Annotated in this window: 15 protein-coding genes; 11 read left to right on the top strand and 4 right to left on the bottom strand. The window is 68.2% G+C overall.

The window, feature by feature from the left end; genetic code table 11:
* Window positions 1–24: 24 nt before the first annotated feature.
* The 3 genes from ROA7023_RS16785 to ROA7023_RS16775 all read right to left on the bottom strand — a co-directional run bounded on the left by ROA7023_RS16785 (window position 25) and on the right by ROA7023_RS16775 (window position 2,823).
* Window positions 25–1,803 (bottom strand): acyl-CoA dehydrogenase C-terminal domain-containing protein, encoded by a 1,779-nt coding sequence (locus ROA7023_RS16785; RefSeq protein WP_085880192.1) that lies wholly within the window; start codon window positions 1,801–1,803, stop codon window positions 25–27.
* 40 nt (window positions 1,804–1,843) lie between these two features.
* Entirely contained in the window at window positions 1,844–2,236 is a 393-nt protein-coding gene (locus tag ROA7023_RS16780; protein ID WP_085880191.1) for a MerR family transcriptional regulator, read from the bottom strand.
* A gap of 218 nt (window positions 2,237–2,454) precedes the next feature.
* The gene (locus ROA7023_RS16775; protein ID WP_085880190.1) at window positions 2,455–2,823 is read right to left on the bottom strand and encodes a MerR family transcriptional regulator; all 369 of its coding nucleotides are present in this window, start codon (window positions 2,821–2,823) and stop codon (window positions 2,455–2,457) included.
* Between the two features lie 118 nt (window positions 2,824–2,941).
* Between ROA7023_RS16775 and ROA7023_RS16770 the strand changes: the two genes are divergently transcribed.
* From ROA7023_RS16770 to ROA7023_RS16725, 10 genes are all read left to right on the top strand, one after another.
* Window positions 2,942–3,388: a PaaI family thioesterase gene (locus ROA7023_RS16770; RefSeq protein WP_085880189.1), complete on the top strand. Its 447-nt coding sequence runs from the start codon at window positions 2,942–2,944 to the stop codon at window positions 3,386–3,388.
* Window positions 3,385–3,876 (top strand): PaaI family thioesterase, encoded by a 492-nt coding sequence (locus tag ROA7023_RS16765; protein WP_085880188.1) that lies wholly within the window; start codon window positions 3,385–3,387, stop codon window positions 3,874–3,876. The genes ROA7023_RS16770 and ROA7023_RS16765 overlap by 4 nt, the downstream gene beginning before the upstream one ends.
* Window positions 3,869–5,209: an MATE family efflux transporter gene (locus tag ROA7023_RS16760; RefSeq protein ID WP_085880187.1), complete on the top strand. Its 1,341-nt coding sequence runs from the start codon at window positions 3,869–3,871 to the stop codon at window positions 5,207–5,209. Before ROA7023_RS16765 ends, ROA7023_RS16760 begins: the two co-directional genes overlap by 8 nt.
* Before the next feature lie 89 nt (window positions 5,210–5,298).
* Window positions 5,299–6,207 (top strand): lipid A-modifier LpxR family protein, encoded by a 909-nt coding sequence (locus ROA7023_RS16755; protein WP_085880186.1) that lies wholly within the window; start codon window positions 5,299–5,301, stop codon window positions 6,205–6,207.
* A 133-nt stretch (window positions 6,208–6,340) separates the two neighbouring features.
* Complete coding sequence (locus tag ROA7023_RS16750; RefSeq protein WP_085880185.1) at window positions 6,341–7,396, top strand: Hint domain-containing protein; 1,056 nt, start codon at window positions 6,341–6,343, stop codon at window positions 7,394–7,396.
* A 220-nt stretch (window positions 7,397–7,616) separates the two neighbouring features.
* The gene (gene rpsD, locus ROA7023_RS16745) at window positions 7,617–8,237 is read left to right on the top strand and encodes a 30S ribosomal protein S4 (protein ID WP_085880225.1); all 621 of its coding nucleotides are present in this window, start codon (window positions 7,617–7,619) and stop codon (window positions 8,235–8,237) included.
* Window positions 8,238–8,424: 187 nt separating this feature from the next.
* Complete coding sequence (locus ROA7023_RS16740) at window positions 8,425–9,840, top strand: homospermidine synthase (protein WP_085880184.1); 1,416 nt, start codon at window positions 8,425–8,427, stop codon at window positions 9,838–9,840.
* A gap of 134 nt (window positions 9,841–9,974) precedes the next feature.
* Complete coding sequence (hisC, locus tag ROA7023_RS16735) at window positions 9,975–11,057, top strand: histidinol-phosphate transaminase (RefSeq protein ID WP_085880183.1); 1,083 nt, start codon at window positions 9,975–9,977, stop codon at window positions 11,055–11,057.
* Window positions 11,057–11,983 carry a prephenate/arogenate dehydrogenase family protein gene (locus ROA7023_RS16730; RefSeq protein WP_085880182.1) on the top strand — a complete coding sequence of 309 codons (927 nt, stop codon included), beginning with the start codon at window positions 11,057–11,059 and terminating at the stop codon, window positions 11,981–11,983. Before hisC ends, ROA7023_RS16730 begins: the two co-directional genes overlap by 1 nt.
* Window positions 11,980–12,744 (top strand): extensin-like domain-containing protein, encoded by a 765-nt coding sequence (locus tag ROA7023_RS16725; RefSeq protein ID WP_085880181.1) that lies wholly within the window; start codon window positions 11,980–11,982, stop codon window positions 12,742–12,744. Before ROA7023_RS16730 ends, ROA7023_RS16725 begins: the two co-directional genes overlap by 4 nt.
* Here ROA7023_RS16725 and ROA7023_RS16720 read toward each other — a convergent pair.
* Window positions 12,732–13,445, bottom strand: a complete 714-nt coding sequence (locus ROA7023_RS16720) for a DUF2125 domain-containing protein (protein ID WP_159458558.1) — start codon at window positions 13,443–13,445, stop codon at window positions 12,732–12,734. The two genes, ROA7023_RS16725 and ROA7023_RS16720, sit on opposite strands and share 13 nt — an antisense overlap.
* A 185-nt stretch (window positions 13,446–13,630) precedes the next feature.
* Between ROA7023_RS16720 and ROA7023_RS16715 the strand changes: the two genes are divergently transcribed.
* Entirely contained in the window at window positions 13,631–14,170 is a 540-nt protein-coding gene (locus ROA7023_RS16715; RefSeq protein WP_085880179.1) for a gamma-glutamylcyclotransferase, read from the top strand.
* The last annotated feature ends 30 nt before the right edge of the window (window positions 14,171–14,200 follow it).

Here is a 14,200-nt window from a genome sequence, read left to right as displayed (position 1 = left end):
GGGCCGACCGCCCCGTCGCGCAGCCTAGAAGTTTGCGGCGTCGAGCGCCATGACCGGCTCCGCCCCGCTTTCGATCCGCGCGAGATGCGTCGAGACCATCGGCAGCTGCCGCGCCATGTAATAGCGCCCCGTGGCGATCTTGGTCTCGTAGAAGGCCCTGTCCGTCGCGCCGGCGTCCAGCGCGTCCTGCGCGGCGCGGGCCATGCGTCCCCACATCAGGCCGAGGCAGACATGGCCCATCATGTGCAGGAAATCGTAGCTTCCCGACAGCGCCGCATTCGGATCCTTCATCCCGGCCTGCATGAAGAAGGTGCCGGCCTGCTGCAGCTGTTTCGACGCGGTCTTGAGCGGCTCGACGAAGGCCGCGTCGAACGCCGGATCGCCCGCATTCTGCTTGCACCAATCCTTGATCATCCCGAAGAAGGCCATGGTGTGCTTGCCACCGTCGGTGCCCAGCTTGCGCCCCACCAGATCCAGCGCCTGGATGCCGTTGGTTCCCTCGTAGATCATGGTGATCCGCGCGTCCCGCACGAACTGCTCCAGCCCCCATTCGCGGGTGAAGCCGGAGCCGCCCAGGGTCTGCTGTGCCAGCACCGTCGTCTCGAAGCCCTTGTCCGTCAGGAATCCCTTGATCACCGGTGTCAGCAGCGAGATCAGACCTTCGGCCGCCGGGTCCTTCGACCTGTGCGCCCGGTCGATCATCATCGCCCCCCAGTAGAGGAAGGCCCGGCCGCCTTCGACGAAGCTCTTCTGGTCCATCAGGTTCCGGCGGACGTCGGGATGCACGATGATCGGGTCGGCCGGCCCATCGGGGTTCCTGACCCCCGTCACGTCGCGCCCCTGCAACCGCTCCCTGGCGAAGCCCAGGGCGTTCTCGTAGGCCACCGCGGCCTGGGCGAAGCCCTGCAGGCCGACGCCGATCCGGGCTTCGTTCATCATCGTGAACATCGCGCGCATACCCTTGTGCGCCTCGCCCACCAGGTAGCCCACCGCGCCGTCATGGTTCATCACGCAGGTCGCGTTGCCGTGGATGCCCATCTTGCTCTCGAGTCCGCCGCAGGTGACCGTGTTGCGCACCCCCAGAGAGCCGTCCTCGTTCACCAGGAACTTCGGCACGATAAACAGCGAAATGCCCTTGGTTCCCTCCGGCCCGCCGGGGATCTTGGCCAACACCAGGTGGATGATGTTCTCGGACAGGTCATGCTCGCCGGCGGAGATCCAGATCTTCTGCCCGGTGATGCGATAGGTCCCGTCGTCCTGCGGCTCGGCCTTGGTGCGGATCAGGCCGAGGTCGGTGCCGCAATGGGGCTCTGTCAGGTTCATGGTTCCGGACCAGCGGCCCTCGACCATGTTGGGCAGGTAGGTGGCCCTCTGCGCCTCGGATCCGTGCACGTGGATCGCCGAATAGGCGCCGTGGGTCAGGCCCTGGTACATGTTGAACGCCATGTTGGCCGAGACGAACATCTCGCCGGTGGCGCAGTTCATGAGGTAGGGCATGCCCTGGCCACCATATTCCGGATCGGCGTCCAGACCCATCCAGCCGCCCGCCCGCATCTGATCGTAGGCGTCCTTGAACCCGGCAGGGGTCCGCACCACGCCGTTCTCCAGCACGCAGCCTTCCTCGTCGCCGCTCTTGTTGAGCGGGGCCAGGACGTTTGCCGACAGCTTACCGGCTTCCTCGATCACGGCCCGGGTCATGTCTCGGTCAAGCTCGTCATAGCCGGGGATGTCCTGCTCCGAGACCTTCAGAAGGTCGTGCAGCACGAAATCCATGTCCTTGGTGGCGGGCGTGTATGTCGGCATCGTTGGTCCTTCTGAAGGTTCGGGGACCGCGCCCGGCGGTTCAGGCCGCGGCGCCGTTTTCCTGGTTCCGGAGTTCGCGAGCGCCCCATTCGAGCTGGCGCTGCAGTTCGGCAATGGCCTGGTTCAGTTCGTCGCGTTTGGCTTCCATTTCGGCCAGGTGCTTGCTGGCGAGCTCGTAGGACTTGGCAAGCTGCTCCTTGCTGCGGCCCATGTCGTAGAGGTCCAGCAGCTGACGGATTTCCTCGAGGCTGAACCCGAAGCGCTTACCGCGCAGGATCAGCTTGAGGCGGGCCCGGTCGCGACGGGTGAAAAGGCGCTTCTGGCCTTGCCGGATCGGTCCCAACAGCTCTTTGGATTCATAGAATCGCAGGGTGCGCGGGGTCACGTCAAAGGTTTCGCACATCTCGCGGATGGTCATCGTTTCGTCAGTCATGTCTCTTGCTTTCGTCTCGTCGGTTTAGGTCGTCGACGGACGGGCAGGTGGCCTATTTGCGCAGATCATACAACCAAGGGTGACGTTTACGTAAGCAGAACGCCACGTCACAATTCTGTTGACGAAAGGTCACGAAAGCCGAGGCGGTTGCGGCCGATATTTTTTTGCTCTCGGCCGGCGCGATCAGCCCAGGTCGCGGGCGTGCACTGCCCGCGCGATCAGCCCAGGTCGCGGGCGACCTCTGCCCGCAGATCGGCCAGTTCCCGGATCGTTTCCTCCAGCTGCGCCTTCTGGTCGGCCAGCGCGTCAAGCTGTTCGTCGGCCATCCGCACAAAGGCGCGCATCTGTTTCCCGGTCCCCTCTCGGTCGTAGATCTGCAGCCACTGGCGCATCTCCTCGAGGCTGAAGCCGAAGCGCCGCCCGCGCATGATCAGGGTCATCCGCGCAAGCTCACGCGGGCCATAGAACCGGGCCCGCCCCTCGCGCTCGGGGGACAGAAGCTCGATGTACTCGTAGTAGCGCAGGGTGCGCGGGGTCACGTCGAACTTCGCGCACATTTCCTTGAAAGACAGCCGGGGCTCTGGCATCGGGGGTCTCCTTCCGGAAGAGTCTAGGGCCCAAGGCGCCACAGGGCAACGGCACAGCCGTCTTGCGGTCCGGGCGAAACGGGTCGAGGAAGGGGCAAGTCAGAGGGAGATCGGCAGCATGCAGGAGTCGGACCGGGATCCGTCGGATCGCGCCCGCAGGATCGCGCGGGCGTTCATCGAGGCCATTCCGCACGGCCGGGCGCTGGGCATGTCGGTCGTGGATATCGGCGAGGGGCGGGCGGTGATCGAGATGCCCTACGACACCCGCCTGATCGGCGACCCCGAGACCGGGATCATTCATGGCGGCGCGGTCTCGGCGCTGATGGACACCTGCGGCGGGGCCGCTGTCATGGCCCACCCGAGCGGACCTGTCGCCACCGCGACGCTGGATCTGCGCATCGACTACATGCGGGGGGCCACGCCGGGCGCGCCGATCCTGGCCGAGGCGCTGTGCTACCACGTCACCCGCACGGTCGCCTTCGTGCGGGCCGAGGCGCGGCAGGCGGGCGAGGACGGGCTCGTGGCCGCTGCAAGCGGCGCCTTCACGCTGGAGCGCGCACCATGAGGCCGCCGCCCGAGCCCGTGCAGGTGGTCAAGCGGCGCCGGGACGCGGCGCTTGGCTCGCTCGTCGCCCACATGCCCTATGCGCAGTTCCTGGGCATTGATTTCGACCGACGGGGGGACGAGCTGACGGCGATCCTGTCCTTCGACGACCACCTGATCGGCAATCCTGCCCTGCCGGCGATCCACGGCGGCGTCACGGCGGCGTTCCTCGAGACCTCGGCGCTGGTGGAGCTTGCCTGGGGCCTGCTCTGGGAGGACATGGAACGCGCCGGCGGGTCCGAGCCGCCGCGCCCGCGCTGGCCCAAGACCATCGACTTCACCGTGGATTACCTCCGCTCGGGCCTGCCGCGCGACGCCTATGCGCGGGCGCGGGTCAACCGCTCCGGGCGGCGCTATGCCTCGGTCCATGTCGAGGCCTGGCAGGACAACCGCGAGCGGCTGTTTGCCCAGGCCACCGGCCATTTCCTGATGCCAACACCGGATGACTGAGACGATCTCGCCCGGAACGCTGACACACCGGCGGGTGCTGACCATCGCCGTGCCGATCGTGCTGTCCAACGCGACCGTGCCGATCCTCGGCGCCGTCGACACCGGGGTCGTGGGGCAATTGGGAGAGGCCGCGCCGATCGGCGCGGTGGGGATTGGCGCGGTGATCCTCACGGCGCTCTACTGGCTGTTCGGCTTTCTGCGGATGGGCACGACCGGCCTGACCAGCCAGGCGCTGGGACGCCGGGACGCGGCCGAGGTCTCGGCGCTGCTGACCCGGGTGCTGATGATCGGCCTGACCGCGGGGGCCGCGATCATCCTGCTGCAGCTTCCGCTGTTCCGCGCGGCCTTCGTGGTGTCGCCCGCCAGCGACGAGGTCGAGGGGCTGGCCCGGGGCTACATGGCGATCCGGGTCTGGTCGGCGCCCGCGCTGATCGCGATCTACGGCATCACCGGCTGGCTCATCGCGCAAGAGCGCACGCGCGGTGTCCTGCTGATCCAGGTGCTGATGAACACGATGAACATCGTGCTCGACCTGATCTTCGTGCTCGTGCTGGACTGGGGCGTCGAGGGCGTGGCCGTGGCGACCCTGCTGGCCGAATGGTCCGGCCTCACGCTGGGGCTGTGGCTCTGCCGGGATGCGTTCCGCCAGCCCGCCTGGCGCGACTGGCCGCGGGTCTTCGACCGGGTGCGGCTGCTGAACATGGCCCGGGTGAATGGTGATATTCTGATCCGCTCGGTTCTGTTGCAGGCGATCTTCGTCAGTTTTCTGTTCTATGGCTCGGGGTTCGGCGACGTTCCTCTCGCGGCCAACCAGGTGCTCTTGCAGTTTCTCAGCATCACCGCCTATGCGCTGGATGGCTTTGCCTTCGCGGCCGAGACACTGGTGGGCCAGGCGCTTGGCGCCTTTCGTCGCGATGCCCTGCGGCGCGCGGCGGTTCTGACCAGCGTGTGGGGGCTGGGGATGTCGGCCGGGCTGGCCGCGGCCTTCGCGCTGGGCGGGCCCGCGATCATCGACCTCATGACGACCGCGCCCGAGGTCCGGGTCGAGGCCCGGCTCTACCTGCCCTGGATGGCGCTGGCGCCGCTGGTGGGGGTCGCTTCCTGGATGCTCGACGGCATCTTCATCGGGGCGACGCGGACCGGCGACATGCGAAACATGATGGCGGTCTCGGCGGCGGTCTATTTCGCCTCGGTCTATCCGCTGCTCGGCGCGTTCGGAAACCATGGCCTGTGGATCGCCCTGCTGCTGAGCTTCGCCGTCCGCGGGGTGACGCTCGGCGTGCGCTATCCCGCGCTGGAGGCCCAGGCAGAGGGTGTGTCGCCCGCGCCATAGTGGCCGGAAACGCGCCCGCGGGACTCGCGCTGCGGCCCCCGCGGGCGCTATGTCATCGCTGCCGGGGGGCGTTCGGAACAGGCCACGACATGCGCAGACTAGCCCCCGCAATCCTTCTTTGCCTCGGCCTCGCCGGGCCCGCCGCCGCACAGGGCCAGGTCACCCTGGGCTTTGGCCGCATCTTTTCCAACGACCTCTTCGGCGATGGCGAGGACCGCTGGCGGACGGGCTCCTACACCTGGTCGCTGGTGCGCGGCACCGGGTGGGATGGGGCACGGCCCGAGACCCCGTTCGACGTCGTGGACTATCGCTTCCGCTCCGAGATCATCGCGCCCACCCGGCTGAATGGCGCGGGGTTGCTGGCGCGGCCCTATGCGGGCATCTTCGCGGTCGGGCTCCATACCCATTACGCGCGGGGGCCGTTGGACGTGAGCCTCGGGAGCGATGTGGTCTTCACCGGCCCGCAGACGCGGTGGTCCGATATCCAGGCCTGGTTCCACGAGCTTGTGGACGCGCCGCGCATGGGGGTCGAGGGGGCGCAGATCGAGGATGGCACCCACCTGTCCTCCACCGCCGAGGTCGCCTGGCCGCTGCACCTGGGCGCAGAGACCCTCCTGCGCCCCTTTGTCGAGGCCCAGGCCGGGGTGGAGCAGCTGGTTCGCGCAGGCGCCGATGTGCTGATCGGCGAGATCGTGCGGGACAGTCTGCTGCTGCGTGATCCGGTCACGGGCCATCTCTATCGCGGGATCGAGGGCGAGGGCAGCGGGTTCGCCTATGTCCTCGGGGCCGATTGGACGCGGATCGACGACAGCCTCTACCTGCCCGAGGGCGGCCGCGCCACGCTGGAGCCTGACCGGATCCGGCTGCGCGCCGGGGTGCACCTGCAAATGGGGCCGCAGACATCCTTCTTTTACGGCGCGACATATCTCTCCGAGGAGTTCAAGGAGCAGCCGGAGGGGCAGGTCACCGGCTCGCTGAAGTTTAACGTCAACTTCTAGGCCCCACACTTCCAAGTCACACTGCGGCATCGAGAGCCGGCGGGGCTTGATGCGCGACTCCCCTCTCTGTTATCCACAGGGCATGCGACCTGCCCGACAGAGGCGGGCGCGAGGCAATGGCAGGTTGACAGGCATGAAGAACGGCTCTCGGGGCACGTTCGTCATCTCACTGGATCAGACCGCGGTGGACGGGCAGGCCGCCCCTCCGCTCCGCTTGCTTCGGGTGGGCGCCCTGTGGCGCTGGTCCGGGGACGCGGTTCGGGTTGACGGGGGGGCGGGGGCTTGGCCCGAACGGGTCCCGGACGAGATGACGGATATTCGGCGGCGCGCGGCCCGGTCCGTGCGCAAACTCTTCAGGAATGCAGACCCCGGACGAGTCCGGCGCCAGGCCGCCGTGGTCGAGGAGCGCTTCGCGGACGGCGGCTTCATCCTGACCGATGGCCAAGCCCGGTGGACCGCGACGCTCATCTGCCCGGAGGCCGGATCGGATCCGCTTTGCCTGTTCGCGGACGGACCGCCCCCACGTGACACCGACCTCTGGATCGTGGACGCGGCGCCTGGCCCGACCGGCCCGGACCGGGATGCGCCGTCCGGCGCTGTGATCTGCTTCACCCCCTGCACGACCATCCGCACCCGGACCGGCCTGCGCCCTGTCGAAGACATCCGGGCCGGCGAACTGGTCCAGACCATGGACAACGGTTGTCAGCGGGTGCTCTGGACCGGGCGGCGCAGGATCACCGGGGCGCGGCTTCATGCGCTGCCCGATCTGGCGCCGGTCCGCTTTCTGCCCGGTGCGCTGGGCGACGGGGTGCCGGACGCGGGCCTTCTGGTGTCGCCCGATCACCGGATTCTGCTGGCCTCGCCCAGGGCCGAGGCGCTCTACAACGCCCCCGAGGTGCTGGTGACGGCCCGCGATCTGGTCGACGGCGCCCGGGTGACACGGGACCGGGAGCGGCGCGGCGTCACCTACGTGCACCTCGCGCTGGAGCGGCACGAGATCGTCTTTGCCAACGGGGTCGCGACCGAGAGCTTTCACCCGGCGGCGCTGGGGCTGGAGAGCCTGGGCGCCGCCGACAGGCAGCGCCTGCTGGATCTGGTCCCGGACCTCGCGCGGGATCCGATGGCCTTCGGCGCCTTCGCCCGGCGGATGCTGAGTGCGCCCGAGGCCTCGATCCTGGCGGGACACTGAAGTCCGGCGCCCCCGCCCGTTAGCTGTTGACAGGGGGCGGATAGGCCCGTATCGGACGCGCTCGTTGGTGTTGGTGGCCCCCGCAAGGGGATGCCTGTCGGCCAGATCCTTCGCGCGGGCTTTCGCAGCGCAGCGGAATCATGGCAAAGGACAACGCCCTTCAACCTTGCCGGAGCCGCCAATCTGCGCGGTCGAGGCGCCACATGAAGGAGATCAGACGGTGACCAAACGCACCTCTGCCAAGTACAAGATCGACCGCCGCATGGGCGAAAACATCTGGGGCCGTCCGAAGTCCCCGGTCAACCGCCGCGAATACGGCCCCGGCCAGCACGGCCAGCGCCGCAAGGGCAAGGTGTCCGATTTCGGCCTGCAGCTGCGCGCCAAGCAGAAGCTCAAGGGCTACTACGGCGACTTGACCGAAAAGCAGTTCCGCCGCATCTTCGGCGAGGCCGAGCGGCGCCGGGGCGACACCGGCGAGCAGCTGATCGGTCTGCTGGAGCAGCGCCTTGACGCCGTGGTCTACCGCGCGAAGTTCGTGGCGACGATCTTTGCGGCCCGCCAGTTCGTGAACCACGGCCATGTCCTGGTGAACGGCACCCGGGTCAACATCCCGTCCTACCGCGTCAAGGAAGGCGATGTCATCCAGGTCCGCGAGAAGTCGCGGCAGATGGCCGCCCTGCTCGAAGCGACCCAGCTGCCCGAGCGTGACGTGCCCGATTACATCGAGGCCGACCATTCCAAGATGACCGCGACCTTCGTGCGCACGCCGGGCCTTGGCGACGTGCCCTACCCGGTCATGATGGAGCCGAACCTCGTCATCGAATACTACGCCCAGAACTGATCAACGGATCTGGCACGAGGGACCGGGCCGCGCCGCATGGCGCGGCCCGTTTCGTTTCCACTTTCCGGTTTTTTCGCGTCGGTTTTCGCGGGCCTTTCCGGGCCGGGCCGGACAAAATGGCTCCGACGGGTTCCTTTTCGGGGCGCGGCACCCTAGGAACCGGTCCGACATCGGCAGGGAGGTCGCCATGAGCTATCCCGTCTACGGGCGTATCGACGGACCAATCGTGATGATCGGCATGGGCTCGATCGGCAAGGGGACCTTGCCGCTGATCCAGCGGCATTTCGACTTCGACGCCGACAAGATGATCGTGGTCGATCCGGACCCCGGCGTCGGCCCGTTCCTTGCCGAGCAGGGCATCGCCTTCGAACAGCTCGCCCTCATGCCGGACAACCATCGCGAGGTGCTTGGCCGGCTGTTTCCAGACGGGCAGGGCTTTTGCGTCAACCTGTCGGTGGACACCTCCTCGCTGGATCTGATGACGGCGTGCCGGGATCTTGGCGTGCTTTATGTCGACACGGTGGTGGAGCCTTGGGCGGGCTTCTATTTCGAGAGCCGCGACAATGCCGACCGGACCAACTACGCCCTGCGCGAAAGCGTGCGGGCAGAAAAGCGGCGCAGCCCCGGAGGGCCCACGGCGGTGTCATGCTGCGGCGCGAACCCCGGCATGGTGTCCTGGTTCGTGAAGGAGGCGCTGCTGACGTTGGCCGCGGATACCGGGCGGGCCGTCGATGTGCCCGAGAGCCGCGAGGGCTGGGCCGCCCTGATGCAGAGACTCGGCGTCAAGGGCGTGCATATCGCCGAACGCGACACCCAGGTGCGCCGCAAGCCGCGCCCGCGCGACGTCTTCGTCAACACCTGGTCTGTCGAGGGCTTCATCGCCGAAGGGTTCCAGCCCGCGGAACTGGGCTGGGGCACGCACGAGACCTGGTTTCCCGAGAACGGTCACCGCCACGAGACTGGCTGCCAGGCGTCGATCTGGCTGGACAGGCCCGGGGCGATCACCCGGGTGCACACCTGGTGTCCGACGCCGGGGCCCCAGTTCGGCTTTCTGGTGACCCATAACGAAGCCATTTCGATCTCGGATTACTACACGATCGGCGACAAGGCGGCGCCGACATATCGCCCGACCTGCCACTACGCCTATCACCCTTGCGACGACGCGGTCCTGTCGCTGCACGAGATGTTCGGCTCCGGCAAGCAGCAGGTGGTGCACGAGATCCTCGAGGTCGACGAGATCGTCGAGGGCATCGACGAGCTGGGCGTGCTGCTGTTCGGCCACGAGAAGAACGCGCTGTGGTTCGGCTCTCGGCTGTCGAACGAGGAGACCAAGGCGCTGGCCCCGTATCAGAACGCGACCGGGTTGCAGGTCACGTCGGCGGTGCTGGCGGGCATGGTCTGGGCGCTGGAGAATCCGCTGGCCGGGATCGTGGAGGCCGACGAGATGAACCACGCGCGGTGCCTGGAGGTGCAGCGGCCCTACCTTGGCCCGGTGGAGGCGCATTACACCGACTGGACGCCGCTGCAGGATCGCTGGGAGTTGTTCCCGGAAGACATTGACGAGAGCGATCCCTGGCTGTTCCGGAACGTGCTTGCATCGTGACGGGCCGCCAGTCGCCGGCGTGGCGCCCGGCCGGGGCGGCGGAGCCTCCGGCGGGAGTTTTTCCGCCAAGATGAAGGGGATGGTCTTGCGCCTTTGCCGGGGCTATCAGGACTGAGTTTTTCGGGGGATACCTCATGGCCGGTATAGAGCCGCAACCACGGATCATGGACATCGCGCTCTATCAGGGCGGGGCGAGCCATGTGCCCGGCCTGTCGAATGTCCTGAAACTGTCGTCGAACGAGAATCCGTTCGGGGTGCCGGCCTCTGCGCGCGAGGCGATGGTCGCCGCGGCCGCGGGGATGCACCGCTATCCCCCGACGGATCATGCCGCGTTGCGCGGGGCGATCGGCGAGGTCCACGGGCTGGACCCGGAGCGGATCATCTGCGGGGTCGGCTCTGACGAGGTGATCACCTTTCTCTGCCAGGCCTATGCCGGGCCCGGCACCGAGGTGATCCATACCGAGCACGGGTTCTCGATGTACCGGATCTCGGCGCTGGCGGCGGGGGCCGATCCGGTCGAGGTTCGCGAACGGGCACGGGTGGTCGACGTGGATGCGATCCTTGCGGCGGTGACCGGGCAGACCCGGCTTGTCTTCGTTGCGAACCCGGCGAACCCCACCGGCACAATGATCGGCGCCGCGGAGACGGAACGCCTCGCTGCGGGCTTGCCGGAGAGCTGTCTTCTGGTGCTCGACGGGGCCTATGCGGAATATGTCGACGGTTTCGACGGCGGCGCGGCGTTGGCCGGAGCCCGCGAGAACGTCTTCATGACGCGGACCTTCTCGAAGGCCTACGGTTTGGGTGGATTGCGGGTTGGCTGGGGCTACGGCGCCAGGTCCGTGATCGACGTTCTGAACCGTGTGCGGGGGCCGTTCAACCTGAGCGGACCGGCGCTGGCGGCGGCGGAGGCCGCGGTGCGGGACCAGGACTGGGTCGCCTGGTCGCGGTCGGAGAACGCTCGGTTGCGGGCCGAGCTGGCCCAGGCGCTGGCGGAACTGGGGCTGCCGTCGGACACGGCCTGCGCCAATTTCATCGTGCCGCGCTTTGCCAGCCCGGCCGCGGCGGAGGCCTGCGAGGCGCATCTGCGCGGCAAGGGGATTCTCGTGCGCAAGATCGGCGGCTACGGCCTGCCCGATGCGCTGCGGATCACGGTCGGGACGGATGCCGATTGCGCCCGCGTCGTGGACGCGGTGCGCGACTGGCGGGAGCAGGGCTGATGGCGCAGGCACCGATCTATGAAAGGGTGGCCCTGATAGGTCTTGGGCTGATCGCCTCGTCGATGTTCTGGGCGATGAAGCGTGGCGGGCTGGCCGGCGAGGTGCGCGGCTTTGCCCGCTCGGCCGAGACCCGGGCTGCGGCGCGCGAGATCGGCCTTTGCGACGTGGTCTGCGACACGGCCGTCGAGGCGGTGGCGGATGCCGACCTGGTCGTTCTCTGCGTGCCCGTGGGCGTCATGGCGGCGGTGGCGGCCGAGATTGCGCCGGTGCTGAAGCCCGGCGCGACGGTGTCGGACGTGGGCTCTGTCAAGCGGGCGGTGATCGAGAGCGTCGGCCCGAATATCCCGCCGGGTGTGAACTTCGTGCCGGCGCATCCGCTGGCCGGGACAGAGCAGTCGGGGCCGCGATCCGGGTTTGCCGAGCTTTTCGACAACCGCTGGTGCCTGCTGGTCCCGGTAGAGAACAGCGACCCCGAGGCGGTATCCCGGCTGGAGGCGCTGTGGCGGGGGATGGGATCCAATGTCGAGCGGATGGATGCCGATCACCATGACCTGGTGCTTGCGGTGACTTCGCATACGCCGCACCTTATCGCCTATACGATGGTGGGCGTGGCCGACGATCTGCAGCGCGTAACCGATTCGGAAGTTGTGAAGTACTCTGCCGCCGGGTTCCGGGATTTCACGCGGATCGCCGCGTCCGACCCGACGATGTGGCGCGACGTCTTTCTGACGAACAAGGAGGCGACCCTGGAGATCCTCGGCCGGTTTACCGAAGAGCTGTTTGCGCTTCAGCGGGCCATCCGGCTGGGCGACGGCGAGCATCTGTTCGAGTATTTCACACGGACGCGGGCGGTGCGGCGGGGAATCGTCGAGGCCGGCCAGGATACGGATGCGCCCGATTTCGGCCGGACGGGGAAACCACGGTGAGGGCGCTCTTGCTGGGCCTGGCGATCTGGGCCGGCGCCGCGGCGGCCGAGGCGCCGCTGACCTCGATACGTCCCGTGGCGCGGACACCGATCGCGCCCGAAACCGTAACCGGCGGCGCCGCGCGGGCCGAGTGGTACGACGTGGACATCAGCAGCCTGGCCCCGGCGCGGACGGTCCGTCCGAGCGTGCGCACGCCCGGCGTCGTGGCGCGGGCGGCGCGGATGGTCGAGGAGCGGCGCCGCGGTGCCGTTTGCGGCGATCTCGATATCCAGGGCGAGAGGGTCGGCACCGTGGATGGCCCGGGGCGCTGCGGTGTCGAGAACGCCGTGCGGGTGCGGGCTGTCGGGGGCATTCGCCTGTCCACGCCGGCGACGATCGATTGCCCGACCGCCCTGGCGCTCAAGTCCTGGGTCGAGCGCGGGCTCAAGCCGACCGTCGGCAACGAGGGCGGGGGGCCGGTCGAGATGCAAGTGATGTCGCACTATGCCTGCCGGTCGCGCAACAACGTCTCGGGGGCGCGGCTGTCGGAACATGCCTTCGGCCGGGCGATCGATATCGGGGCGGTCCGGCTGCGCGACGGCTCTTCGATCAGCGTGCTGAACGGCTGGGGCACCTCGGACGACGGCCGGCAGTTGCGCCAGATGCACCAGGCCGCCTGCGGGATCTTCGGGACGGTTCTCGGTCCGGCGGCCAACCGGGCGCACCGGGATCATTTCCATTTCGACACCGCGCGTTATCGCAGCGGCTCCTACTGCCGCTGATCCAGCGCGTCGCCGAGGGCCGGGGACAAGCCTGACAGCGCCTCTGTCAGCGCCTCCGTCGCGGCAACGCCTGCGGCGGAAAGTCCCGTGATCTCAATGTCCCGGATGTCGGGCAGGGCGGTCCGCGACAGCGGTGCCCCAAGCGTCGCCTGCCCGTTCAGAACCACCTCGCCCAGTGGCTCGCCGTCCAATGTCGCGCCCTCGGCCCGCACGAACAGGTCGAAGGTTCCGGAGGCGCCGGGCGCCGGCCGCACCGCCGCCAGCACCGGGCCTGCCGCGATCTCGCGCCCCTGCCAGGAGAGTGCCAGGCGCTCGGCCTCGGCCGTGACGGCGTCGCCGTGGACGCTGGCGCGAAGGGCGCCGGAGCGGATGTCGAACGTCCGGTCGCCGAGGGTCAGCGACTGGCTGTCGGCGAAGGCCAGGATCGCGCGATCGCGCTGATAGGTCAGTTGCAGGCGCTGGATGAACGGGGCCCGCCATTCGGCGCCCGACGGCGTGGTGACCTCGGGCCCGTCGATCGTCAGGTCCAGCCGCGAGGGGAAGCCGCGCAGGCGCCTGTCGTCCCAGTTCACCTGCCAGCCGGCCGCGCGAAGCTCGGCGGCCAGCGCGTCAACGCCGCGCAGGGTGCTGCGTGCGCCGAGGGCCCAGATCCCCCCATAGACGACGGCCAGCGCCGCCACGAGCAGAATGAGACGTTTCAACAGCGACCCCCGGACCCAATGCCGCGGTTCTAGGCGGCCTGCCCAGTCGTGACAATCCCGGTCCTGACACTCCCGGCCCTGATGCTCCGACGCTTTGCCTTTGGCGGTATCGGCCGCGGCGCTTGCCTGCTAGGTCTCGGCCCCGACGGATCGGACACAACAAACAGGACGGACGGGACAGCGGCATGGCGCTTTGGGTCTTCGGGTATGGATCGTTACTTTGGAATCCCGGTTTCGAGCCGGAGGAAAGCGTGCTTGCGCGGCTCGATGGCTATCACCGGTCGTTCTGCATGCTGTCGGTCCACCACCGCGGCACCGACGACGATCCCGGGCTGGTGCTGGCCCTCGATACCCACGAGGGCGCGACCTGCACCGGCCTCGCGCTGAAGGTCCGGGCGGAGGAAGAGGCCGAGGTGCTGGCCTATTTGCGCGAGCGGGAGCTTGTCTCCTCGGCCTATTACGAAGAGCATGTGGCGCTGGCCCTGACCGACGGTCGGACGATCGAGGCGCTGGCCTACATCGTCGATCGCGACCACCGGCAATACGTCCAGCTCGACCTCGAGACCCAGGCGCGGATGATCGCCCATGCCCACGGCGGGCGCGGCCCGAACGCCGAATATCTGGCCAATACCGCCGCGCGGCTCGACCATCTGGCGATCCACGATCCGGACATGGACTGGCTGGTGGCGCGGGTGCGTGACATATCCGGGACGGAGCGGGCTTGACAGCCTTTTGTGTTTGGGTTCCGAGGACAT

It is taken from the genome of Roseisalinus antarcticus (genome assembly GCF_900172355.1).
Taxonomy (GTDB): Bacteria; Pseudomonadota; Alphaproteobacteria; order Rhodobacterales; family Rhodobacteraceae; genus Oceanicola; species Oceanicola antarcticus_A.
Note: the sequence above shows the minus strand (reverse complement) of the source record. Positions and strands in the feature narration are given on the sequence as shown.

Coding starts and splice junctions, on each gene's coding strand:
- ROA7023_RS16730 (WP_085880182.1), top strand. CDS start 11,057: ATGGCGCAGGCACCGATCTATGAAAGGGTGGCCCTGATAGGTCTTGGG.
- ROA7023_RS16775 (WP_085880190.1), bottom strand. CDS start 2,823: ATGCCAGAGCCCCGGCTGTCTTTCAAGGAAATGTGCGCGAAGTTCGAC.
- ROA7023_RS16765 (WP_085880188.1), top strand. CDS start 3,385: ATGAGGCCGCCGCCCGAGCCCGTGCAGGTGGTCAAGCGGCGCCGGGAC.
- ROA7023_RS16760 (WP_085880187.1), top strand. CDS start 3,869: ATGACTGAGACGATCTCGCCCGGAACGCTGACACACCGGCGGGTGCTG.
- ROA7023_RS16755 (WP_085880186.1), top strand. CDS start 5,299: ATGCGCAGACTAGCCCCCGCAATCCTTCTTTGCCTCGGCCTCGCCGGG.
- ROA7023_RS16780 (WP_085880191.1), bottom strand. CDS start 2,236: ATGACTGACGAAACGATGACCATCCGCGAGATGTGCGAAACCTTTGAC.
- ROA7023_RS16750 (WP_085880185.1), top strand. CDS start 6,341: ATGAAGAACGGCTCTCGGGGCACGTTCGTCATCTCACTGGATCAGACC.
- hisC (WP_085880183.1), top strand. CDS start 9,975: ATGGCCGGTATAGAGCCGCAACCACGGATCATGGACATCGCGCTCTAT.
- ROA7023_RS16785 (WP_085880192.1), bottom strand. CDS start 1,803: ATGCCGACATACACGCCCGCCACCAAGGACATGGATTTCGTGCTGCAC.
- ROA7023_RS16740 (WP_085880184.1), top strand. CDS start 8,425: ATGAGCTATCCCGTCTACGGGCGTATCGACGGACCAATCGTGATGATC.
- ROA7023_RS16715 (WP_085880179.1), top strand. CDS start 13,631: ATGGCGCTTTGGGTCTTCGGGTATGGATCGTTACTTTGGAATCCCGGT.
- ROA7023_RS16770 (WP_085880189.1), top strand. CDS start 2,942: ATGCAGGAGTCGGACCGGGATCCGTCGGATCGCGCCCGCAGGATCGCG.